The following is a 22926-nucleotide window of genomic DNA, read 5'->3' as shown; positions in this document are numbered from 1 at the left end:
TCCCGTCAGGCACGGTCCGGGCGCCAGAGCGCCGGGTGTGCCGGGCCCGGTGTGCTTTGCCCCGGGTGGGCCGGGTAGGTTGCGGACATGAGCGAGCGCGTTGACGTGGAACAGCATCGGGCCGCCGTCGCGGAGCTCCTCGCGGAGCTCGCAGACCGGCCCACGGAAGAGGTATCCATCCACCGGGGGGTGCTGGGGCGGGTCCTGGCGCGCGACGTCGTCGCGCCGGTGCCGCTGCCCCGCTTCCGCAACTCGCAGATGGACGGGTTCGCGGTGCGCGCGGTCGACGTCGGCTCGGCCGGCCCCGACGCGCCCGTCACCCTGCCCGTCGCGGGGGACGTGGCGGCGGCGCCGGGTGAGCCGGAACCGCTGGAGCCGGGCACCGCGGTCCGCATCATGACCGGTGCCCCCGTGCCCGAAGGAGCGGACGCGGTGGTCCCCGTCGAGGACACCGACCAGGTGACCTTCAACGGGGTCCACGACGACTCGGTGACCAAGGTCGAGGTGATGCGCCGGCGCGAAGCCGGGGAGTTCGTCCGGGAGCCCGGGTCCGACGTCGCGGAGGGCGCCGTCGTGCTGCGCGCCGGGACAGTGCTGGCGCCGCACCACGTGGCGGCCGCCGCCGCGTGCGGGATCGCCCGGCTGACGGTTCGCGTGCCGGTGTCCGTGGCCATCGTGTCCACGGGGAGCGAGCTGGTCCCGCCGGACGGCGAGCCCGGCGCCGGCCAGATCTGGGACGCGAACGGCCCGGCCCTCGCGGCCGCCGTGCGCGCCGCCGGCGGACGGGTCGGCCTGCGCCTGACGGTCCCCGACGAGCCCGAGCTCGTCCGGATGGGCCTGGAGCGTGCCGCGGCGCTGTGCGACGTCGTGGTGACGACCGGCGGAGTCAGCCAGGGAGCGTACGAGGTGGTCAAGGAGGCGCTGCCGGAGGTCACCTTCCGTTCGGTGGCCATGCAGCCCGGTGGCCCGCAGGGTCTCGGGCGGGTCGCGGGCAAGCCGGTGCTGACCTTCCCCGGCAACCCGGTCAGCGCGCAGGTCTCGTTCGTCGTGTTCCTGCGCGACATCCTGCGGCAGGCGGCCAGCCTGCCGCCGGTGGAGCCGGTTGCGGCGGTGCTCGACGCCGCCGTCGGCTCCCCGGAGGGGAAGCGGCAGCTGCTGCGGGGACGCTGGGTCGATGCCGCCGCCGCGCGGGTCACCGTGGTCGGGGGCCCGGGTTCGCACCTCGTGGCGTCGATGGCGGCCGCGGACGTGCTGATCGACGTCCCCGCCGCCGTGACGTCCCTCGAGGAGGGCGCGGAGGTGACCGTGTGGCCGCTGTGACGCCGGGCGACGGCGTCGCGGGCCGCGGCGACGGCGCCGCGGCCCGCACGGCCGCGGGTGCGTCGACGAGCGAGGTCGTGCGGGTGACGCAGGACGTGCTCGACGATGCCGTCGGACGGGCCGTCGAGGCCGCGGTGCTGGCGCCCGAGTGCGGCGCCGTGGTCACGTTCCGCGGCGTGGTCCGCGACGACGACGGCGGCCGCGCCGTCACGAGCCTCGACTACGAGGCGCACCCGGATGCGACAGGTGTTCTACGAAAAGTGTGCCAGGCGGTGGCGGCCGAGACGGGGCTCCGGGTGGCCGCCGCCCACCGGTACGGGCACCTCGAGGTCGGGGACGTGGCGCTCGTGGCGTCGGCGTCGGCCGGGCACCGCAGGGAGGCGTTCGAGGCCTGCTCCCTGCTGGTGGAGCGCATCAAGGCCGAGGTGCCGATCTGGAAGCGGCAGCAGTTCACCGACGGCGAGTCGGAGTGGGTCGGGCTGTAGCCGTCCGACGGGTGGCGCTCAGGGTGCGGTCCGGCCCGGGGCGAACGCCCAGAGGCCGAAGGCGAGCAGCGTCAATCCGCTGAGCACGCCGCTGACGACCGCGATCGGTTCGACGTGTCCGAGCGCCCGGAGCCCGAACCCGGCGACCCCGAACACGGTGATGATCGCACCGAGCACGTTGAACCGCGCCAGCCGGAAGATCCGGGCGAGCGCGAAGAAGTGCGTGCCCACCACGAACGCGACCCAGGCGACCCCGAGCTCCGGGTGGCCGAGGCTGGTGAGGGCCCGGCTGCCACCGAACAGGGCGACGGCCTCGATGCCGACGACCAGCCAGTACGCCCGGCCGAACGGCGAGCCGCCGGGCGGGCTGCTCGCTGCCCGCGCCTGTGTCCGGTAGCTACGGATGCTGAGCAGCACGATGGTGGCCAGGCCGATTCCGGCGGCGACCAGCAGCGGTATCCGCACCGGTGGGGCGAGCGCCGTCGAGTTGACCGCTACGAACACCATCCCGAACGCTCCAGCGATCTGGGCGCCGACCTCTCGTCCGCGGACGGGCGTGGGCCGGGACGTCTTCGTGATCGGCGACTCCATGTGCTTGCCTTCCCGGTCGTGGCGTCCTGAATTGACTGTAGTCAACTACATTCAATAAAGTCTGGTCAACACAACCTGGGGGTGACGCATTGTCCGAGCGATCGTCGACACGCCGTTACCGGTCGACCCTGCGAGAAGCCCACGCAGCCCGGACCCGTGCCGACATCACCGCGGCTGCACGCGAGCTCTTCGAGTCACGGGGATTCGCCGGCACCACGGTCGCCGAGATCGCCGCGCGGGCCGGTGTCTCGCCCCAGACGGTCTACGGCGCCTTCGGCTCGAAGGCGAAGCTCGCACGCGCGGTCGTCGAGCAGATGGAGGAGTCGGCCGATGCCGCGCAGTGGCGACAGCGGATCGCCGTCGAGCGCGACCCGCGGAAGATCCTCCAGGCGTTCGCGGAGTGGACCAGCGCGTTCTTCACCGCGAGCAGGCCACAGCTGTCCATCGCACGTGACGTGACCGCCGAGATGGAGGAGATGGCCGCAGAGGGCGACGTGCGCCGTCGGGCGGCCCTGACCGCGCTGGTCGGTCGGCTCGTCGACGACGGCGCCGTGCGCCGCGACCTGACCCTGGACGCGGCCGTCGACCGGGCCTGGCTCCTCACCGGCCTGGAGACGTACCTCAATGCGACCACGGGCTGTGGGTGGTCACCGGACGACCATGCGGCATGGCTGGGCGAGACGCTGGCACAGCAGCTCCTCGAGCCGGTCGATGCCACCGGAGAACCGCGCGTGCCGTGAGGCGCGGGGCGGCTCAGCCGCCGATGGCGCCCATGCTGCGCGTGGTGTCGGCGAAGGCGTCCGCAGCCAGCTCGACCGCGTCGCTGCCGTGCGCGCGGGGCTTCGCCCACATGGCGGCCCGCCACGCGTCACCCACCTCGTCGTCCGTCGCACCGTTGCGCAGCAGGGCCTTCAGGTCCGTCTCCTCGTTGCCGAAGAGGCAGGACCGGACGGTGCCCTCCGCGGTCAGCCGGGTGCGGTCGCAGGCCCCGCAGAAGGAGCGGGTCACCGACGCGATGATCCCGACCGTGGCCGGACCGTCGTCCACCAGCCACTCCTCGGCCGGAGCGGACGGGTCCTCGCGCCCGGCAGGCGTGAGAGTGAACCGTTCGCCGAGCCGGTTCAGCAGGTCAGCGGCGCTCACGACGTCGTCGCGCGTCCACTGCCCGTCCGCGTCGAGCGGCATCTCCTCGATGAAGCGCAGGTTGCAGCCGTGCTCGACGGCCCAGGCGAGCAGGTCCGCGGCGCCCGCGAGGGTCTCGGGCAGCAGCACGGCGTTGATCTTGACCGGCGCCAGCCCTGCGGCGAGCGCGGCGCGGACTCCCGTGAGCACGTCGTCCAGGCGGTCCCGGCGGGTCAGGGCCGCGAACGCCTCGCGGTCCACCGTGTCGAGCGAGACGTTGATCCGGTCGAGCCCTGCCGCGACCAGCGCGTCCACCCGCTTGTCGAGGCCCAGCGCGTTCGAGGTCATGGCGATGCGGACGCGCTCGGCAGCCGGCCGGGAGGCCGTGGGCACGTCCGTCGTGTCCGCCGCGACGGAGGCCGTCGCGTCGTCGGCGGCGCTCCGGGCAGCGCCGATGATCTGCTCCAGGTCCCGCCGCATGAGCGGCTCGCCGCCGGTGAACCGGATGTCGCGGATGCCGAGGTCGCGCACGCCGATGCCGACGAGCCGGCCGATCTCCTCGGGCGTCATCAGCTCGTCCCGCGGCACCAGCGGCAGACCCTCGGCGGGCATGCAGTAGGTGCAGCGCAGGGAGCACGCCGTCGTGATGGAGACACGCAGGTCGCGCGCGACGCGCCCGTACCGGTCGACGAGCAGCGGGGTCTCGGGGCGGGGCTTGCCGGCCGGCGTGGCAGCCCGCCGCGGCACACCGCGCACGGACGGGATCCCGAGCGTGACAGCAGTCATGCCTCGAGACTAGACCAGTGCCGCCGGCGGCTCGGGTGTGTTCCGCGGGACGATTTCGGGCGGGGTTGGTGGTGGGGGGTTGGTGGTGTGGGGTTGGTGGGTGGGGCTGGGCGCGGTCGGGGTGGTTCAGTGGTAGCCGAGCCGCACGTGAGGGGTGTACGGCGGCTGTCGGACGGGGCCGATCCGAAAGTTGCGTGTGGTGCTCGGCGTCGAGCCGCAACATTCGTGTGGTGCTGAGTGCCGAGCCGCAACATTCGTGCCGTTCAGGGCGGCGATGGACCAGCTGCGTGCGGTTGGGCGACTGGTGCTCTGGCTAACGTGCGGTTCGGCGTCGAGCCGCAGGTTAGCTAGGACGTCGATTGTCGAGCCGCAGGTTAGCTAGGACGTCGATTGTCGAGCCGCAGGTTAGCTAGGACGTCGATTGTCGAGCCGCAGGTTAGCTAGGACGTCGATTGTCGAGCCGCACGTTAGCTGGGACATCGGTCGTCGAGCCGCAAGATGTGTGTCGCCCGGAGCCGGAATGGACCAACGACTTGCGGTTCGGCGGCCGAGGTCCGGACTATCCGGCGGTTCGGCGGTTCGGATGCCGACACCGATGCCGTCGCCGCAGGTCCCGGCGTCTCGTGCAGTCGGCCCGCGACCGGACCCGGCCGGCGCCCGCCTACGATGGGGCCCATGGCTGACAACCTCATCGCGATCATCGGTCCCGGCGCGATCGGCGGCCTGGTCGCCGCCATGCTCCAGCGGGCGGGGCACGACGTCGTCGTGGTCGCCCGGGAGAAGACCGCCCGGCAGATCACGGAGCACGGTCTGGACGTCCGGACCGACGAGTACGGGACGTGGCACGCTCCGCTGGTCGCGACGACGGAGGTGCCGCCCGGCGCGCGGGTCGTCGTGGCGGTCAAGGCCGAGGGCGTGGACGACGCCGCCGCACTGCTGACCGGTACCGCGCCCACCGAGGTGCTGTCGCTGCTCAACGGTCTGGACCACCTGGAGGTGCTGCGGTCGGCGCTGCCCGGGGTGCGGGTCGTCGGCGCCACCATCGCGGGGGAGACGCTGCGCACCGGTGCGGGCGGTTTCGGGCCGGCCCTGGTGCGGCACCGTGGCACCCTGCTGCGGACGGTCGTGCCCGACGACGCCGCCAGGATCGGCGTCGTGGCCGCCCTGCGGGACACGCCCATCGAGGTGACCACCGGCGGGACCGACGCCGAGGTGCTGTGGAAGAAGCTGCGGTTCCTGGCGCCGCTCGCCCTGCTGACGTCGGCCGGGTCGACCGGAATCGGTGACGCGCTGACCCGCGACCCCCAGCTGACCTCTGATCTCCTGGCCGAGATCGCGGCGACCGCTACCGCCGACGGCGTGCCGACCACCGGCGAGGACCTGCACGGCATCCTGAGCGGTTTTCCGGCGCCGATGCGTTCGTCGCTGCAGGCGGACGTCGAGGCCGGGCGGGAGGGTGAGCTCGATGCCATCGGTGGTGCCGTGCGTCGTCGGGCAGCCGCCCATGGCATCGCCACCCCGGTCCTGGACGACGTCATCGCCCGGATCGGCACCCTGGTCGCGGACGGCGACCGCCCGTCCTGACCGGCCAGCCCCCCGCACTCACGCGAACCGCACCACGCGGGTAGACCAGAGCAGGGTCAGGCGTAGCCGGCCTTGACCACCAGGACCGGGGCCGGGGAGTCGAGCAGCACCCGCTGCGTCGTCGACCCGACGAGGAACTTGCCGACGGTCGAGTGCTTGCGCGACCCGATGACCACGAGGTCCGCCGCGATGGCCTCGGCCTGGTCGACGATCGCGTCCGCGACGTCGGCCTGCTCGGAGCGAAAGACGATCGGCGCGACCGAGACGGTACCGGGGACGGTGTCGAGCAGGTGCGCCAGCGCGGCGGGGACGGCCGCGCCCACCTGCGGTGTGAGCACGAGAACGGCGAGCTCCTGCCGGCGCCGCACCGCCTCGGTGACGGCGGCACGCATCGCGGCCTCACCCTGGGGTGACTCGTTGTACGCCACGAGGACGGTCATCGGTCCTTGCACCTCCGGACAGGTTCGCCGGGTGTCACCCCTGCTGGTGAAACTCTCTCACATGTCAGGGGTCGTGGCAGTCGTCCGCTGCCACGTGATACGCCGTCGGGCACCGCTTTTCGTTTCGCCGGCAGCGCCGGACTTGTAGGGTCCCAGTGCTTGCGGCGTCCGAGCGAGCGGCCGGGTAGGTAGAGAACGAGGGAGCACGGCATGGGCCTGCTGGACAAGATCAAGGGCGAGCTGGTCGACATCGTCGAATGGCTCGACGACACGCGGGACACCATCGTGTGGCGGTTCCCCCGCTACGAGAACGAGATCAAGATGGGCGCACGGCTCGTCGTGCGCGAGTCGCAGACCGCGGTCTTCGTCAACGAGGGCCTGATCGCCGACGTGTTCGAGCCCGGGACGTACACGCTCGAGACCCAGAACCTGCCGGTCCTGTCGACGCTGAAAGGCTGGAAGCACGGCTTCCACTCGCCCTTCAAGGCCGAGGTGTACTTCGTCAGCACCCGCCAGTTCACGGACCTGAAGTGGGGCACCAAGAACCCCGTGATGATGCGGGACCCAGAGCTGGGCATGGTGCGCCTGCGTGCCTTCGGCGCGTTCGCCGCCCGCGTCACCGACCCGCAGCGGCTGCTGCGCGAGCTGGTCGGCACCGACCCGCAGTTCCGCACGGACGAGGTGCACGAGTACCTGCGCCAGAACGTCGTGAGCCACCTGGCGAGCGCGCTCGCGTCCGCGGGCATCCCCGTCATCGACCTCGCGGCCCACCACGCGGCCCTCGGCGACCAGCTCGCCGCCAAGCTGACCGAGGAGCTCGCGGAGCTGGGCATCTCGGTGCCCAACTTCGTCATCGAGAACATCTCCCTGCCGCCCGAGGTCGAGGAGGCGCTCGACAAGCGCACGTCCATGGGCATCGTCTCCTCCGGGACCGTCGGCAGCATGGCCTCCTTCCAGCAGTTCCAGGCGGGCCAGGCGATGGAGGCGGCGGCCGACGGCGGCGGGAGCGCCGGCGCCGTGATCGGCATGGGACTCGGGCAGTCCGTCGGCAACGCGATAGTGCCGCCCGCCCAGCCTGCCCCCGCGGCTGCTCCGGCGGCGGGGCCGCCGCCGCTGCCCGGCTGGTACCTCGGCAACGGCGGCGCACAGACCGGCCCGTTCGACGACGCCGCGCTGGCCGCCCAGGCCGCGGCCGGCACCCTGACGCCGGGCACGCTGATCTGGCGCGCCGGGATGGCCGGCTGGGAGCCGGCCTCGTCGGTACCCGACGTCGCGAAGCACCTCGGCGCCACCCCGCCGCCCCTCCCGCCCCGGACCTGAGGATGGCGGAGCTCACCGAGGGCGGCACGACCGCGCACCACTCCTACCCGTGCGAGCAGTGCGGGGCCAGCGTCAAGTTCGCCGCCGGGACCGGAACACTGATCTGTCCCTACTGCGGGCACGCACAGCGGGTCACGGCCGAAGGCGAGGTGCGCGAGCACGACTTCGCGAGCCTCGCCGCGACGCCGCGCCCGGCCGCCCCGGCCGCGCACGAGTACCGCTGCGACACGTGCGGCGCCATGACGACCAGCGACCACCTGTCGCAGAACTGTGGGTTCTGCGGATCGCCGATGGTCGCGGAGGTCGAGGCGCTCGGCCTGGTCGAACCGGAGGCGGTGCTCCCGTTCGCGGTCGACCGGCCGACCATGCAGGGCGCGCTGCGGAAGTGGGTGCGCTCGCGGTGGTTCGCGCCGTCGGCCCTCAAGAAGGTCGTGTCGGCGGAGCAGGCGCACGGCGTCTACCTGCCGCACTGGACCTTCGACGCGCAGACCCGGTCCAGCTATACGGGGCAGCGTGGTGAGCACTACTGGGTCACCGAGACCTACACGACCACCGACTCGGAGGGACGGAGCCAGACTCGGACGCGCCAGGTGCAGAAGACCCGCTGGTACCCGGCGGCGGGCACGGTGGCGCGCGCCTTCGACGACGTGCTCGTCGCGGGGACCGGCCGCGTCATGCCGGAGCACCTGGCCAAGCTCAGTCCGTGGCCGCTGGACCAGGCCGCGCAGTACCAGCCCGACTACCTGGCCGGCTACGAGACGCTGCGGTACGACGTCGAGCCGGAGGCCGGTCTGGACGTGGCCAAGCAGAAGATGGCGCCGGTGATCGAGAACGACTGCGAGCGGGACATCGGCGGCGACGTCCAGCGCGTGCACCACGTGGATACCGGCTACTCCGACGTCACGTACAAGCTCCTGCTCCTGCCGGCGTGGATCGCCACGTACCTGTACGGCGGCAAGGCGTTCCAGGTGCTGGTCAACGCGCGCACCGCCGAGGTGGTGGGCCAGCGCCCGTGGTCGGCCTGGAAGATCACGTTCGCTGTACTCGCCGGCCTCGCCCTGATCGCGGCGATCGTCTGGGCGGTCGTGGCGGCCCAGGACGGCGGCGCGACGACCACCGTCTACTCGGGACTCGCGCTGTTGGGCGATCCAGGGTCTCGTGAGAGCGTGGGGCTCGACGCGGATCCGGGCGCCTGATCCGGGCGCTTCGGAACCGTACGACCGGCCCGTCCGTTGGGTGACCGGCAGACGACGACCGCAAGGAGACCACTACGATGCTGTGCCCCATCGACCAGACCACGCTCGTCATGTCCGAGCGCAAGGGGATCGAGATCGACTACTGCCCCACGTGCCGTGGCGTGTGGCTGGACCGTGGTGAGCTCGACAAGGTCATCGATCGCTCGGTCGAGACCGAGATCGCCGCGGAGAACCGGCCGGCGGCGCCCGCTCCTGCCGCGCCCGCCGCACCGCCCGTGCCGAACCCCGTGCAGGCAGGTCCCTACGGCTCCCCGCAGCCCGGGTACGACCCCCGCTACGACGACCGCCGCCGCGACGACGACCGTCGCTACGACCGGGACCGCCGGTACGACGGCGACCGCCGGTACGACGGTGACCGCCGCTACGACCCGCGCTACAAGAAGAAGCGCAAGGAGTCCTTCCTGGAGGACCTCTTCGACTTCTGAGCCATCCGGCCCCGATCGGTCGGACGACCCCAACACCGTGCACGCGACACGCCGAGGATTGCGTGCATGGTGTTGGGGTCGTCTGCTGCCCCGCCCCGGCCACCGACTCTCATCCCGTCCGGATGGTTGACCTCAGGTTTGGTTGAGGTATTAGCGCGACGGAGAAGGCGTCGGTCGCCCCGGGGATCATCCCGCTGGACCTGCACGGAGTCGCGGATGTCGCCCACCTCGTCGACCTCCTGGACGACGGCGAGGCGGCGCGGTTCGTCGCCGGCTTCGGTGCTTCCCAGCGAAAGGCTCGGCCGCTGGCCGGGCTGCGCGCGTTCCTCGACGAGCTGGACGCGACAGGCGTGCCGGTGCCTGCCGGTCGCCGGCTCGTCGCGGCGCTCGGACCGCGCAAGCTGGAGCTCGCCCGCGAGCGGGCGGCGGGTGCCATCATGATGCTGGTGACGCCGGGCTACACCGCATGGGCCCGGGAGGTCCTCGGGCCGGACGCGACGCTGGTGGTGCACCAGCCGGTCTGATCACGTGGCCCTTTCGGCGCTCTCCGACGGCAGTCAGCCCGGCGCGATCGAGGTGGCCCGCAAGGTGTCTGCGGCGAGTCCGGTCCTGGCGCGGTAGGCACTGCCTCCAGCGCCTCTCGGGCCGTCAGAGGGGTGTCAGGGTCGCCGGAGCCGGCGTCAACGTTCCGTCAAAGAGCCCCGCCACCGGGCGCCGTCGGGCATAGACCGGAGTCATGACCGATCTGGCCTTCATCCTCCTGACCGTGGCGTTCTTCGCCGCGGTGGCCCTGGTGGCGCGTCGCGCCGCCGCGCACGAGCCCGCCGCGCACGAGCCCGCACCCGCCGTCGACCCCCTGGGGAGGCGGAAGTGAACCCGTTCGACCTCGTGGGCCTGGTGCTCACCCTCGCGGGCCTCGCGTACCTCTTCGTGGCGCTGATCCGCGCCGACCGGACGCGGTGACCGCCGTGACCCCGATTCTTTCGGCGGTGGCCCAGGTCCTCGTGCTGGTCGCCGCCCTCGCCGCCGTGCACGTACCGCTGGGTGCGTACCTGGCGCGCACGTACACGAGCCCGAACCACCTTCGGGTCGAGCGCCTCTGGTACCGCGCGGTGCGCGTGGACCCGGACGCCGAGCAGCGCTGGACCACGTGCCTGATGTCGCTGCTGGGCTTCTCGCTCGTCTCCGTGCTCCTCCTGTACGGCCTGGAGCGGCTCCAGGCGTACCTGCCGTGGAACCTGGGCTTCTCCGGGATCGACCCGGCCGGCGCCTGGAACACCGCCGTCAGCTTCGCCACCAACACCAACTGGCAGTGGTACTCGGGCGAGGCCGCGGCGGGACACCTGCTGCAGATGACCGGCTTCGCCGTCCAGAACTTCGTCTCGGCTGCTGTCGGCATCGCGGTGGCCATCGCGCTGGTGCGCGGCTTCGCCCGCTCCGGCACCGACGCCCGCGTCGGCAACTTCTGGTCCGACCTGACCCGCGGCGTGGTCCGCGTGCTCCTGCCCCTCTCCGTCGTCGCCGGGACGGTGCTGATGGCGTGCGGCGCCATCCAGAACCTGGACCCGCACACGGCGGTCGCCACGGTGGAAGGGGCCACCCAGCACATGCTGGGCGGCCCCGCCGCCTCCCAGGAGGCGATCAAGAACCTCGGCACCAACGGCGGAGGCTTCTTCAACGCGAACTCGGCGCACCCCTGGGAGAACCCGACGCCGGTCACGAACCTCGTCGAGATCTTCCTGCTGCTCGTCATCCCGTTCACCCTGCCCCGGACCTTCGGCCTCATGGTCGGCGACCGGCGCCAGGGCTGGGCGATCCTCGGTGTAATGGCCGGCCTGTGGGCGGTGTCGCTGGCGCTGACCACCTGGGCCGAGATGTCCGGGCCCGGTGCCGCGCCCCAGGCCGCGGGCGGCGCCATGGAGGGCAAGGAGACCCGGTTCGGCCCTGCCGGGAGCGCCCTGTTCGCGGTGTCGACGACGGCGACGTCGACGGGGTCGGTGAACTCGATGCACGACTCGTTCACGGCGCCGGGCGGCGGCATGCTGCTGTTCAACATGCTGCTGGGCGAGGTGGCGCCGGGCGGGGTGGGTGCCGGTCTGTACGGGATGCTCCTGCTGGCGGTGGTCGCGGTGTTCGTCGCCGGCCTGATGGTGGGTCGCACACCGGAGTACCTGGGCAAGAAGATCGGTCGTCCGGAGATGACCATCGTCGCGCTGTCCGTGCTGACGGTGCCCGCGCTGGTCCTGGTCGGCACGGCGGTGTCCGTCGTCGTCGAGCCGGGGCTGGCGGGCGTCCAGGACCCGGGTCCGCACGGCCTGTCCGAGGTGCTGTACGCGTTCGCGTCGGCGGCGAACAACAACGGGTCGGCGTTCGCCGGCCTGAGCACGGGCACCCCCTTCTACGAGGTGGCGCAGGGCCTGGCCATGCTGGCCGGGCGCTTCGTCCCCATCGCTCTGGTGCTGGCGCTGGCCGGCCGGCTGGCGAGCCAGACGACGGTCCCGGCGACGTCGGGCACGCTGCCGACGCACCGCCCGCTGTTCGCGGGTCTGCTGGCCGCGGTGGCGGTCGTCGTCGTGGGGCTCACCTTCATCCCTGTCCTGTCCCTCGGTCCCGTTGTGGAGTCTCTGTCATGACCATCGACACCCGGAGCATGCCTGCCGCTCCTCCCCAGGAACCCGCCGGAACCCGGCACCGCTCCACGCGGTCGGCTCCGCGCACCCTGACGTGGGCGCAGCTGCGCGCGGCGCTCCCGGGCGCCCTGCGCAAGCTGGACCCGCGCGTGCTGTCCGCGTCCCCGGTGATGTTCGTGGTCGAGGTGGGCGCGCTGGTGACGACGGTCCTCGCGGTCGTCGAGCCGGGCGTGTTCGCCGCGTGGGTCGCGGTGTGGCTGTGGGCGACGGTGTTCTTCGCGACGCTCGCCGAGTCGGTGGCGGAGTCGCGCGGCAAGGCACAGGCGTCGACCCTGCGTGCCACGCAGCGGCAGACGACGGCGCGCAAGGTCACGGCACCGCAGGACACGCTGGTGTCGGGCTCGCGGCTGGACCTGCTGCCGACGGTGGAGGTGCCGTCGTCGGCGTTGCGGGTGGGGGACGTCGTGGTGGTCGTGGCGGGGGAGACCCTGCCGGGTGACGGGGACGTCATCGAGGGCGTCGCGTCGGTGGACGAGTCGGCGGTGACGGGTGAGTCGGCACCGGTGATCAGGGAGTCGGGCGGTGACCGGTCGGCGGTCACGGGTGGCACCGTGGTGCTGTCCGACCAGATCGTCGTGCGCATCACGGCGCCCGCCGGCTCCACGTTCGTGGACCGGATGATCGCCCTGGTGGAGGGCAGCGAGCGCCAGAAGACGCCGAACGAGGTGGCGCTGAACATCCTGCTCACGTCGCTGACCATCGTCTTTCTCCTGGCGGTCGCGACGCTGCAGCCGTTCGCCGTGTACTCGGGTTCGCGGCAGTCCTTGCTGGTCCTGGTGGCGCTGCTGGTCTGCCTGATCCCGACGACGATCGGTGCGCTGCTGAGCGCCATCGGGATCGCGGGGATGGACCGGCTGGTCCAGCGCAACGTGCTCGCGATGTCGGGCCGTGCGGTCGAGGCGGCCGGTGACGTCGACGTGCTGCTGCTCGACAAGACCGGCACCATCACGTACGGCAACCGGCGTGCCACGGAGGTGCTGCCGGTGGGCGGGGTGACGCGGGGCGAGCTGGCCGCGGCGGCGCGGCTCGCGTCGTTGGCGGACGAGACGCCGGAGGGTCGCAGCATCGTCGACCTGGTCGACTCGTGGGACCCGACGGGTGGGGCGGGCCTGCCTGCCGGAGCCGAGCTGGTGTCGTTCACGGCGCAGACCCGGATGTCGGGTGTGGACCTCCCCGCCCCCGCGCCAGAAGCTCAGGTCACTCGGGGCTCTGACACGTCGGGGGTGCGGATCCGGAAGGGGGCCGGCAGCGCCGTGCAGGCCTGGGTGCGGAGCACGGGGACGCGGGTCTCCGCCGAGGCCGCCCAGGAGCTGGCGGCGCACGTGGACGCCGTGTCCCGGGCGGGCGGCACGCCGCTCGTCGTCGCCGAGCAGGTGGGCGAGGCGCCGGCTCGGGTGCTCGGTGTGGTCCGGCTCAAGGACGTCGTCAAGGAGGGCATGCGTGCGCGGTTCGACCAGCTGCGCGCCATGGGCATCCGGTCGGTGATGGTCACCGGCGACAACCAGGTGACCGCGCGGGCCATCGCCGCCGAGGCGGGGGTGGACGACGTGCTGGCGGAGGCCACACCGGAGGACAAGCTCGACCTGATCCGCCGTGAGCAGGAGGGCGGCAGGCTCGTCGCCATGGCCGGGGACGGCACCAACGACGCCCCGGCGCTGGCCCAGTCCGACGTCGGGGTCGCGATGAACACCGGCACGTCCGCCGCCAAGGAGGCGGGCAACATGGTGGACCTCGACTCGGACCCCACCAAGCTCATCGAGATCGTGGAGATCGGCAAGCAGCTGCTCATCACCCGCGGCGCGCTGACGACGTTCTCGGTGGCGAACGACGTCGCCAAGTACTTCGCGATCCTGCCCGCCATGTTCATCCCGGTGTTCCCGCAGCTCGAGGTGCTCAACGTCATGCGGCTGGCCAGCCCTGGTTCGGCGATCCTCTCGGCCGTCGTCTTCAACGCGCTGATCATCCTCGCGCTCATCCCGCTGTCGCTGCGCGGTGTGCGGTACCGGCCGGCGTCGGCGTCGTCCCTGCTGCGGCGCAACCTGCTCGTCTACGGCCTGGGCGGCCTGGTCGCCCCGTTCGTCGGGATCAAGCTCATCGACCTCGTCGTCTCGCTGCTCCCGGGCCTGTAGCCCGGAGATGAAAGGAACTGACATGGCAACGACCACAGTGGCGAGCGACCTCGCGACGCTGACCCGCCACGCGATGGCCGGGCTGCGCATGCTGCTCGCCCTCACCCTCGTGACGGGGCTGGCCTACCCGCTCGCGATGACCGCCGTCGGCCAGGCGGTCTTCCCCTGGCAGGCCAACGGGTCGCTCGTCCGGTCCGACGGCGCCCCCACCACCTCGCGCGACGAGGCCGTGGGCTCCGCGCTCGTCGCCCAGGGCTTCACGGGTGCGGAGTACTTCCACCCACGGCCGTCGGCCGGGGAGTACGACACCCTCGCGTCCGGCGGGTCGAACCTCGGCCCGCTCAACCCGGACCTGGTCGCCTCCATCGAGGAGCGCAGGGCCGCGGTCGCCGCGGCCAACGGCGTGGACCCGGCCGACGTGCCCGCGGACGCCGTCACCGCGTCGGCCTCGGGCGCCGACCCGCACATCAGCCCCGCGTACGCCGCGATCCAGGTCGCCCGGGTGGCGCGGACCCGCGGCGTGCCCGACGCCGAGGTGGCCGACCTGGTGGCGCAGCACACCGCCGGACGCGACCTCGGTGTGCTCGGTGAGCCGCGGGTGAACGTGCTGGAGCTCAACCTCGCCCTCGATGTCGCACACTGAAGCCATGACCACCGGACGCCGGGGCCGCCTCACCGTCTACCTGGGGGCGGCCCCGGGCGTGGGCAAGACCTACGCCATGCTCGACGAGGCGTGCCGGCGCCGCGCGCGGGGCACCGACGTCGTGATCGGTCTCGTCGAGACCCACGGCCGTGCCGCGACGACGGACCGCATCCAGGACCTGGAGACGGTCCCGCGGCGGCTCGTCGAGCACCGCGGGACCACGCTCACGGAGCTCGACGTGCCGGCGGTGCTGGACCGGGCGCCCCAGGTGGTGCTCGTGGACGAGCTCGCGCACACCAACGCCCCGGGGTCGAGGCACGCCAAGCGCTGGCAGGACGTGCACGACCTGCTCGACGCCGGCATCGACGTGGTCACCACGGTCAACGTGCAGCACCTCGCGTCGCTGACCGACGACGTCGAGGCCATCACCGGCGTGCGGCAGCGGGAGACCGTACCGGACCAGGTGGTGCGGGACGCCGACCAGATCCAGCTCGTGGACCTCTCGCCCCAGCAGCTGCGGCGCCGGCTCGCCCACGGCAACGTGTACCGGGCGGAGCAGATCGACGCCTCGATGTCGTCGTTCTTCCGCGTCGGCAACCTGACGGCGCTGCGCGAGCTCGCCCTGCTGTGGCTCGCCGACCGGGTGGACGACGCCTTGACCAGGTACCGCGCCGACCACGCGATCGACGGCACCTGGCCGGCCCGCGAGCGCATCGTCGTGGCCGTCACCGGCGGCCCGGAGACGGAGACGCTGCTGCGCCGGGGTGCGCGTATCGCCCAGCGGGCCGCCGGCACGGAGCTGTTGGCCGTGCACGTGCTGCCGACGGACGGGCTGCCGACGACGCCGTCGGCCACGATCGGGGCGCACCGGGCGCTGGTCGAGTCGCTCGGTGGGACGTTCCACACGGTCGTGGGGGAGCACGTGCCGTCAGCGGTCGTGGACTTCGCGCGCGGCGTCAACGCGACCATGATCGTGGTGGGCGTGTCCCGGCACAGCGTGTGGCGGCAGGCGCTGCTCGGGTCCTCGGGCGCGGAGATCGCGCGTCTGTCGGGCGCCATCGACGTGCACCTCGTGACGCACGAGCGGGCGCGTGTGGGCACCGGGGTGGGGTCGCGCTACTCGTCGCTGTCGCCGGGGCGCAGGGCAGCGGGGTGGGGTTCGGCCCTCGCGCTGCCGGGGATACTGACGGCGGTCCTGCTGCTGATCGGCCGGGACGAGGTGGCCCTCGCGACCGAGGCCATGCTGCTGGTGGCCGGCGTGGTCGGGGTGGCGCTGATCGGCGGCCTGTGGCCCGCCGTCGTGGCCGCGATCGTCTCGAACCTGTGTCTGAACTGGTTCTTCACGCCACCGGTCGGCCTGTGGACGATCGCCGAGGCGGAGAACGTGCTCGCCCTGGCGGTGTTCGTGGTGGTCGCCATCGCCGTGGCGTCCGTGGTCGACCTCGCGGCGCGGCGCACCACCCAGGCCTACCGGGCCCGCGCCGAGGCGTCCACGCTGGCCGCGTTGTCGCGCTCGGTGCTCTCCGGGCAGGACACGGCGCAGGCGATCGTGCAGCGCCTGGCGCAGACCTTCGCGATGGCCGACGTGCGGCTGGAGGAACGTGCCGGGGGCCGCGCACCCTGGACGGTCGTGGCGCACGAGGTGCGGGGCTCCGAGCCTGCCCCGGACGCACCGGTGACCGAGGTGGCGATCGACGACCGGCACCGGCTGCGCCTGGCCGGACGGGTGCTGCCGGCGAGCGACCGGCAGGTGGTCGAGGCGTTCGGGGCGCAGGCGGGGATCGTCCTGGAGCACCGGCGGCTGCGCGAGCAGGCGGCCCAGGCGGAGGTGCTGGAGCAGACGGAGCGCACCCGCACGGCGCTGCTCGCCGCCGTCTCGCACGACCTGCGCACGCCGCTCGCGGTGATCCGCACGGCCGTGGACGGGCTCGCCTCGCCCGACGTCGAGCTGGGCCGGGAGGACCGCGACACGCTGACAGCGACGATCGCCGACTCGACCCATCGCCTCGAGCGGCTCATCGGCAACCTCCTGGACCTGTCCCGCCTGCAGACCGGTGCGGTGCGGCCCGTGCTGCGGGCCGCGTCGCTGGAGGAGGTGGTGCCGATCGCCGTCGAGCCGTGGCTGTCGCAGCTCGCGCTCGACGTGCCCGAGGACCTTCCGCTCGTGCGCACCGACCCCGGCCTGTTCGAGCGGGTGGTGGCGAACGTCGTCTCGAACGCGGTGCGGCACTCGCCGGCCGGTGCGCAGGTACTGGTCACGGCGTCCGCGGCGCACGACTCGGTGCAGCTGCGGGTCGCCGACGCCGGTCCCGGCGTGCCCGACGACCGCAAGGCCACGATGTTCGAACCGTTCCAGCGCCTCGACGACACCAGCGTGGACGGGCTGGGCCTCGGGCTGGCCGTCGCCTCGGGCCTCGCGGCCGCCGTCGGCGCCCGGATCGCCGCCGAGGACACTCCCGGCGGCGGCCTGACGATGGTGCTGACGCTGCCGCGTGCCCGGCACGCCGAGCGTGATGGGATGAGCCCGTGACGGATGAGTCGGATGGTGGGGCGGAGCGGGCGTCGGCAGCGTCGGGCAACCGGGTGCTGGTGGTGGACGACGACACGGCGCTGGCCCGCGCCCTGGCCATCAACCTGCGGGCGCACGGCTGGGACGTGACCACGGCACCGACGGGTGGGGCGGCCCTGGACGCCGTGGCGTCAGCCAGGCCGGACGTGGTGCTGCTCGACCTCGGCCTGCCCGACATGGCGGGGCTCGACGTGATCGAGGGCATCCGGGGCTGGACGCGGGTACCGATCGTGGTGCTGTCGGCGCGCCAGCTCGGTGATGACAAGGTCGACGCCCTGGACGCGGGTGCCGATGACTACGTGACCAAGCCGTTCGCGATGAACGAGCTGCTCGCCCGGCTGCGCGCCGCCGTGCGCCGGGCGGAACCGGTCCGGCCGGAGGAGCCCGTGGTGACGGCCGGCGAGCTGCGGATCGACCTGGCCCGTCGGCAGGTCTCGCGGGCCGGTGCCGACGTGCGGCTCAGCCCCACCGAGTGGGCGCTGCTGGAGGTGCTGGTGCGCAACCGGGGCCGGCTCGTGGACCGCAAGCTGCTGCTGCACGAGGTCTGGGGCCCCGCGTACTCCACCGAGACCAACTACCTGCGGGTCTACACGGCGCAGCTGCGGCGCAAGCTGGAGCGGGACCCGTCCCACCCGCGCCACATCCTCACCCACCCGGGAGCTGGATACCGGTTCGAGGCGGAGCCGGCTGCCCCAGGTTCGTAGTGGCCAAGGCATCCGGTCCGGACCTCGTCCGCATCCCCAGCACCACGCCCAGCACCACGACGGCGACACCCGCCCACACGACCGGTCCCGGTACCGGCCCGCCGAGCAGTACGCCGCCCACCGCCGACGCCACCGGGACCACGCCGGTGAACAGCCCGGCCCGTCCGGGGCCGATCCGGCCGACCGCCGTGTACCAGAGCAGGAACGCCACCACCGTGACCCCGAGCGCGAGGTGCGCGACGGCGGGCAGGTGCTCCGGTCGGAGGGTCAGGACGGCGCCCGGGCCCTCCGTCGTCAGGCTCAGCACCCAGAGAGCCGCCGCCGCGATCCAGACCGCGTGGAGCGACACACCGTGCGGTCCGAGGCGGCGCAGCACCGGCACCGCCAGCAGCGTGAACCCGGCCTCGCAGAGCAGCGTCAGCAGCGCGTAGCCGAGCCCGGCGGCATCGGTACGCCCACCGCCGGTCACCAGGGCGGCACCCAGGGTCACCACCACCGCCGCGACCACCACGAGCGGCGCCGGCCGGGTCCCGCCGAGCAGCGGGCCCAGGAGGGCCAGCAGGATCGGGACGGCAGCGACCGCTACACCGATCACCGCCGGTTCGGCGTGCGCGACGCCGCGCACCACACCCACGTTGAACAGCACCAGCCCGCTCAGGGCCACCCCCACGAGCCAGGCCCACTCCCGGCCGCGGGGCCGGGGAACGGTCTGGCGGGTCAGCCGCAGGACCAGCACCAGGGTGGCGGCCGCCAGCGTGTACCGGAGGGCCTGCACCGCGAAGAGCGGAGCATCGGCGAGCAGGCCCGACACCGCCACCTGGCTGCCCACCAGTGCCATCCCGAGGCCTGCGTACCAGGGCCCGGTCCATGGCCGCGCGCTCCGTGCCGGCGTCGCAGCGGGCCGGCCACTATCCGTCGCCCACGGTGTTCTCGTCGTCATGAGGGCGAGCCTGGCCGCAACTTGGTATATCTGACAGAGCCAAGTTCACGTCGATCGAGGAGACCAAGATGGTCGGGGCCGACTTTCTTCAGCTCGACCCCACGCACGCCGGACGCGGGAGCCTGACCGCCTGGCTGGCCGAGGCGGTGCGGAGCGCGGTGGCCGACGGCCGCCTGTCGCCGGGCGACCGGCTGCCGGCGACGCGCGTCCTCGCAGGTCAGCTGGGTTGTTCCCGCGGCGTGGTGGTCGACGCCTACCGGCGCCTCACGGACGAGGGCCTGCTGTCCGGTCACCACGGCGGAGGCACCACGGTCCGCGCGGCGTGGGCTCCGGCAGCAGCCCCGCCGGGTGTCGTCGGGTCCGGGGAACGCCTGCCCTCCGGCCCGGCGGGGGTGGAGCCGACCGCCTCGCTCATCGATCTGTCACCGGGCCTGCCCGACCTGTCGGCGTTCCCGCGCGCCGCCTGGGCCCGTGCCGAACGGTCCGCCCTGGCCGGGCTGGCATCCGACGAGCTCGGCTACGGCGACCCGCGCGGCCTGCCCGCACTGCGCGAGGCCCTCGCCGGCTGGCTCGCGCGCACCCGAGGGCTGCGTGCCCGTCCGGACGACATCCTCGTGGTCAACGGTGTCTCCCAGGGCCTCATGCTGCTCGCCCGCGCGCTCGGAGCCCGCGGCACCCGCTGCATCGGGTTCGAGGACCCGGGCTCGTTCGGCGCACGCGAGCACCTGCGGCGGTGGGACCTCGAGCCCGTCCCGGTCCCGGTGGACGAGCACGGCATCGACGTGGCCGCGCTCGGCCGGGCGGGCGTCGACGCCGTCGTGGTCACCCCGGCGCACCAGTTCCCGACGGGGGTGGTGCTCGCCCCGGACCGACGCCGCGAGCTGGTCGCCTGGGCACGCGCCGCACCGCCGTCGGGCCACGGCCCCGGACCGGGGCGACTGGTCATCGAGGACGACTACGACGCGGAGCACCGCTACGACCGGCCGCCCGTCCCGGCGCTGCGCGCGCTCGCGCCCGACCACGTGGTCCACCTCGGCAGCGTGTCCAAGTCGCTGGCCCCGGCCATCCGCATCGGCTGGCTGCTCGCGCCCGCCGCGCTGCGGGCTGAGCTGGTCGAGGCGCGGTACTGGACCGACCTCGGAAGCCCGGCGCTGCCGCAGCTCGCCCTGGCGCACTTCATCGGTTCGGGCGGTTTCGAGCGGCACCTGCGCCAGGTCCGACGGCGCCACCGGGCTCGGCGCGACGCTCTCCTGTCGGCGCTCGCCGTCCACCTGCCCGCGAGCACCGCCCACGGGGTGGCCGCCGGGCTGCACCTCCTGGTCACGGTGCCCGGCATCGACGACACCGCCGTGGTCCGACGTGCCGCTGAGGAAGGGGTCCGGGTGCAGCCGCTCTCGGCGCACCGGGTCGGCGCCGGACCGTCGGGCCTCGTGATCGGTTACGCCGCCAACACGCCGGACCGGCTGCACGAGGCGGTACGGCGCATCAAGCGGAGTATCGACTGATTGGCGGAGCCGTTCACCGGGCGCCGAGGAAATGATTCATGCGACGTCCGCGCAACAGTGCGGCCCTTTCCCGGAATTCCGAGAAAGGGCCGCACCGGTAGCCTTTGTCACCAGCCCCACCGTTCGCGAACGGCTGGCGGAAAAGGCGTCAGATACCGGCCGTGCTGGCGACGTCCGGCGAGTTGATGGGTGGCTGGTCAGACACCGGGGACGGGGACGGGGAGTCCGCCACCGAGCAGGCCGAGCACGGCGGCGAGCAGGCCGTCGACCGCGCCGAGCACGGTGTCCAGCAGGCCGTCGGTCGGGACGGGGAGCGGCACCGGAAGGTCCGGGACCGGGACGTCCGGCACGGGGTTGTCCACGGGGACGTCGGGCAGGCCGTCCACCGGGACGTCGGGTACCGGGTTGTCGGTGACCGTCTCGGTGGCGGAGGTGATACCGGCTTCGGCCTCGGTCGTGGTCGCGACGTCGGTCGCGGCCTCCGTCTCCGTCGCGACGTCGGCGTCTGCCTCGGTCGCGACGTCGGCGTCTGCCTCGGTGGTGACGTCGGCATCTGCCTCTGCCGACACGTCGGCCTCGGCTTCCGCCTCCGCTGCTGCGTCGGCCTCGGCCTCGGCGGCTGCTGCGGCCTCTGCCTCCGCCTCGGCTGCGGCTGCTGCCTCTGCCTCGGCTGCTGCCTCGGCGGCGGCCTCGGCTTCGGCGTCCACCGCGACGTCTGCCTCGGCGTCGGTCTCGGCCGCGACGTCCGGCACGGGGTCGGTGGCGGTGACTGCGGCCGCCGGCCCCTCACCCTCGGCCATCACCAGGGCGCTCGCACCTGTTGTGGCTGCGCAGACCATGCCCGCCGAGACGGCCATGGTGACGACAGCACGACTGATTGCACGGAATCCTCGGATCATGGTGTTTCCCCTCGAATAGCTCCGTCGAAACAGTGGTGGAGCACACGCATGTGTTCACCACGAAGAAGAGTCAGACGTGCTTTTCACCCTGTCAATCGGAACGCATCGAAGTGTGCGGGGAAGGAAATAAGACATTCCAGGATCGAACTCTGTGGCAGAGCGAGAGGAATACCCGTAACCCAGACATCACAGTGGTGATACAGGACGATCGTCCAACTTCAGGCCGTCCGTGCCAGCCGCCACAACGACGTGGTCTCGCGCCGCCGTGCCTCGTGCAGGGCGTCGGCGGCGTCCGTGGCCCGGGGATGCTGCGGTGCGGTGTCGTGCCGCCCGACCACCCGCAGCCCGGCGCCGGAGATGCGGGCGCGCAGGTCGTCACTTGACCGCAGCCCGAGGTGCTCGGCGAGGTCCGACAGGACCAGCCAGCCCTCGCCGGCCGGGGTGAGGTGCTCGGCGAGCCCGTCGACGAACCGGTGGAGCACGTCGGAGCCCGCGTCGTAGATGCCGAGTTCCAGGGCGGACGTCGGACGGGCCGGCAGCCAGGGCGGGTTGCACACGACCAGGTCCGCTCGGCCGGCCGGCCACAGGTCGGCCTCGACGACCCGCACGTGCTCCGCGAGCCCGAGCCGCTGCAGGTTGTCGCGGGCGCAGGCCACCGCGCGAGGGTTGATGTCCGTGGCGACGATCCGCCGGGCTCCGCGGCGGGCCAGGACGGCGGCGAGCACCCCCGTCCCGGTGCCCAGGTCGAAGACGACGGACGGCGCGTCGCTGCCGGCGAAAGGCGCCTGGGCCACGAGGTCGACGTACTCGCCGCGCACGGGGGAGAACACTCCGTACGCGGGATGGACGCGCGCGTCGAGTGCGCGGATCTCGACACCCTGCTGGTGCCACTGGAACGCGCTGAGCACCCCGACGAGCTCGGTCAGCGCGATGCACGTCCGGCCGGTGTCGCCGCGAGCGCCGGCCGGCCCGTACGCGTGGTCGCAGGCTGCACGGACGTCGGGTGCCCGGCCCAGTCGCAGGGTGTGGTCGGCCTCGAGCACCACGAGCAGGCTGCCGAGCAGCCGAGCGCGTGCCGTGCGTCCTGCGCGGTGCTCGTGGAAGAGTGTCGCGGTGCCCTCGCGGGTCGGTGCGCCGCCGGCCGATGTGGTGCGCGAGCGGCCGTGCAGCCGGTCCACGGCGCGCAGGAGCTGGCGGGCGTTGTGGAAGTCGCCCTGCCACAGCAGGCCCGCGCCGCTGCGTGCCATGCGATAGGCGGCCTTGGCGGTGGCGCGGTCGTCGACGACGATGACGCGCGCCGGTGCGGGGGTGTGGTTCTCGGAGTGCCAGCGCGCGGTGCGGGGCGTTCCGTTCTCGGGCCAGCGGACCTCGGACATGACGTACTCCTGAGAAGGATGGAAGTTGCCGGACCATGCCCGTGGTCACGGCGGATCTTCCCGTCATGCGTGCCCATATCTTCTCACGCTGCCCACAGCCGCCGGTGCGGTGCGAATTTCCCCTCGTCGGGCAGGACGCTCG

General features: G+C 73.0%; 22 protein-coding genes. 16 read left to right on the top strand and 6 right to left on the bottom strand.

Annotated elements, in window-relative coordinates; translation table 11 throughout:
• Positions 1 to 87: 87 nt before the first annotated feature.
• Complete coding sequence (locus ACFSL2_RS12045; protein ID WP_377198084.1) at positions 88 to 1320, top strand: molybdopterin molybdotransferase MoeA; 1233 nt, start codon at positions 88 to 90, stop codon at positions 1318 to 1320.
• Positions 1321 to 1397: 77 nt separating this feature from the next.
• Complete coding sequence (locus tag ACFSL2_RS12040) at positions 1398 to 1805, top strand: molybdenum cofactor biosynthesis protein MoaE (RefSeq protein WP_377200818.1); 408 nt, start codon at positions 1398 to 1400, stop codon at positions 1803 to 1805.
• Positions 1806 to 1823: 18 nt separating this feature from the next.
• Here the strand turns inward: ACFSL2_RS12040 and ACFSL2_RS12035 are convergent, their stop codons facing one another.
• Positions 1824 to 2396, bottom strand: coding sequence for a hypothetical protein (locus ACFSL2_RS12035; protein ID WP_377198083.1), 573 nt, complete (start codon positions 2394 to 2396; stop codon positions 1824 to 1826).
• A gap of 89 nt (positions 2397 to 2485) precedes the next feature.
• On the opposite strand from ACFSL2_RS12035, the gene ACFSL2_RS12030 reads away from it, so the two are divergent.
• Positions 2486 to 3136, top strand: coding sequence for a TetR/AcrR family transcriptional regulator (locus ACFSL2_RS12030; RefSeq protein WP_377198082.1), 651 nt, complete (start codon positions 2486 to 2488; stop codon positions 3134 to 3136).
• Positions 3137 to 3149: 13 nt separating this feature from the next.
• On the opposite strand, the gene moaA is transcribed toward ACFSL2_RS12030, so the two are convergent.
• The gene (gene moaA, locus ACFSL2_RS12025; RefSeq protein WP_377198081.1) at positions 3150 to 4304 is read right to left on the bottom strand and encodes a GTP 3',8-cyclase MoaA; all 1155 of its coding nucleotides are present in this window, start codon (positions 4302 to 4304) and stop codon (positions 3150 to 3152) included.
• A 675-nt stretch (positions 4305 to 4979) separates the two neighbouring features.
• Here moaA and ACFSL2_RS12020 point away from each other — a divergent pair.
• Positions 4980 to 5888: a ketopantoate reductase family protein gene (locus ACFSL2_RS12020; RefSeq protein WP_377198080.1), complete on the top strand. Its 909-nt coding sequence runs from the start codon at positions 4980 to 4982 to the stop codon at positions 5886 to 5888.
• 56 nt (positions 5889 to 5944) lie between these two features.
• Here ACFSL2_RS12020 and ACFSL2_RS12015 read toward each other — a convergent pair whose 3' ends face one another.
• Positions 5945 to 6328: a universal stress protein gene (locus ACFSL2_RS12015; protein ID WP_377198079.1), complete on the bottom strand. Its 384-nt coding sequence runs from the start codon at positions 6326 to 6328 to the stop codon at positions 5945 to 5947.
• A gap of 210 nt (positions 6329 to 6538) precedes the next feature.
• Here ACFSL2_RS12015 and ACFSL2_RS12010 point away from each other — a divergent pair, with 210 nt between their 5' ends.
• The 11 genes from ACFSL2_RS12010 to ACFSL2_RS11960 all read left to right on the top strand — a co-directional run bounded on the left by ACFSL2_RS12010 (position 6539) and on the right by ACFSL2_RS11960 (position 18064).
• Positions 6539 to 7648 (top strand): SPFH domain-containing protein, encoded by a 1110-nt coding sequence (locus tag ACFSL2_RS12010; protein WP_377198078.1) that lies wholly within the window; start codon positions 6539 to 6541, stop codon positions 7646 to 7648.
• A gap of 2 nt (positions 7649 to 7650) precedes the next feature.
• A complete protein-coding gene (locus ACFSL2_RS12005; RefSeq protein WP_377198077.1) occupies positions 7651 to 8844 on the top strand; it encodes a TFIIB-type zinc ribbon-containing protein in 1194 nt (397 codons plus the stop codon).
• A gap of 77 nt (positions 8845 to 8921) precedes the next feature.
• Entirely contained in the window at positions 8922 to 9329 is a 408-nt protein-coding gene (locus ACFSL2_RS12000; RefSeq protein ID WP_377198076.1) for a TFIIB-type zinc ribbon-containing protein, read from the top strand.
• 356 nt (positions 9330 to 9685) lie between these two features.
• The gene (locus ACFSL2_RS11995; RefSeq protein ID WP_377198075.1) at positions 9686 to 9853 is read left to right on the top strand and encodes a hypothetical protein; all 168 of its coding nucleotides are present in this window, start codon (positions 9686 to 9688) and stop codon (positions 9851 to 9853) included.
• A gap of 212 nt (positions 9854 to 10065) precedes the next feature.
• Positions 10066 to 10203 carry a hypothetical protein gene (locus ACFSL2_RS11990; protein WP_377198074.1) on the top strand — a complete coding sequence of 46 codons (138 nt, stop codon included), beginning with the start codon at positions 10066 to 10068 and terminating at the stop codon, positions 10201 to 10203.
• Positions 10200 to 10292 (top strand): potassium-transporting ATPase subunit F, encoded by a 93-nt coding sequence (locus tag ACFSL2_RS11985; protein ID WP_377198073.1) that lies wholly within the window; start codon positions 10200 to 10202, stop codon positions 10290 to 10292. The genes ACFSL2_RS11990 and ACFSL2_RS11985 overlap by 4 nt, the downstream gene beginning before the upstream one ends.
• Positions 10293 to 10297: 5 nt before the next feature.
• Positions 10298 to 11962 carry a potassium-transporting ATPase subunit KdpA gene (gene kdpA / locus ACFSL2_RS11980; protein WP_377198072.1) on the top strand — a complete coding sequence of 555 codons (1665 nt, stop codon included), beginning with the start codon at positions 10298 to 10300 and terminating at the stop codon, positions 11960 to 11962.
• Positions 11959 to 14148: a potassium-transporting ATPase subunit KdpB gene (gene kdpB, locus ACFSL2_RS11975; protein WP_377198071.1), complete on the top strand. Its 2190-nt coding sequence runs from the start codon at positions 11959 to 11961 to the stop codon at positions 14146 to 14148. The genes kdpA and kdpB overlap by 4 nt, the downstream gene beginning before the upstream one ends.
• Before the next feature lie 22 nt (positions 14149 to 14170).
• Complete coding sequence (gene kdpC, locus ACFSL2_RS11970) at positions 14171 to 14791, top strand: potassium-transporting ATPase subunit KdpC (RefSeq protein ID WP_377198070.1); 621 nt, start codon at positions 14171 to 14173, stop codon at positions 14789 to 14791.
• A 4-nt stretch (positions 14792 to 14795) separates the two neighbouring features.
• Positions 14796 to 17321, top strand: coding sequence for a DUF4118 domain-containing protein (locus tag ACFSL2_RS11965; protein WP_377198069.1), 2526 nt, complete (start codon positions 14796 to 14798; stop codon positions 17319 to 17321).
• Positions 17318 to 18064 (top strand): response regulator, encoded by a 747-nt coding sequence (locus ACFSL2_RS11960; protein ID WP_377198068.1) that lies wholly within the window; start codon positions 17318 to 17320, stop codon positions 18062 to 18064. Before ACFSL2_RS11965 ends, ACFSL2_RS11960 begins: the two co-directional genes overlap by 4 nt.
• On the opposite strand, the gene ACFSL2_RS11955 is transcribed toward ACFSL2_RS11960, so the two are convergent.
• The gene (locus tag ACFSL2_RS11955; protein ID WP_377198067.1) at positions 18006 to 19004 is read right to left on the bottom strand and encodes a DMT family transporter; all 999 of its coding nucleotides are present in this window, start codon (positions 19002 to 19004) and stop codon (positions 18006 to 18008) included. The genes ACFSL2_RS11960 and ACFSL2_RS11955 overlap by 59 nt on opposite strands.
• 68 nt (positions 19005 to 19072) lie before the next feature.
• Between ACFSL2_RS11955 and pdxR the strand changes: the two genes are divergently transcribed.
• Positions 19073 to 20509, top strand: a complete 1437-nt coding sequence (pdxR, locus tag ACFSL2_RS11950; protein WP_377198066.1) for a MocR-like pyridoxine biosynthesis transcription factor PdxR — start codon at positions 19073 to 19075, stop codon at positions 20507 to 20509.
• A gap of 197 nt (positions 20510 to 20706) precedes the next feature.
• Here pdxR and ACFSL2_RS11945 read toward each other — a convergent pair whose 3' ends face one another.
• Both ACFSL2_RS11945 and ACFSL2_RS11940 read right to left on the bottom strand, forming a co-directional pair.
• A complete protein-coding gene (locus tag ACFSL2_RS11945) occupies positions 20707 to 21366 on the bottom strand; it encodes a hypothetical protein (RefSeq protein WP_377198065.1) in 660 nt (219 codons plus the stop codon).
• Positions 21367 to 21626: 260 nt separating this feature from the next.
• Positions 21627 to 22784, bottom strand: a complete 1158-nt coding sequence (locus tag ACFSL2_RS11940) for a methyltransferase (RefSeq protein WP_377198064.1) — start codon at positions 22782 to 22784, stop codon at positions 21627 to 21629.
• Positions 22785 to 22926 lie beyond the last annotated feature (142 nt).

The sequence above is a fragment of the Promicromonospora aerolata genome (assembly GCF_042682255.1).
GTDB lineage: Bacteria > Actinomycetota > Actinomycetes > Actinomycetales > Cellulomonadaceae > Promicromonospora > Promicromonospora aerolata.
Note: the sequence above shows the minus strand (reverse complement) of the source record. Positions and strands in the feature narration are given on the sequence as shown.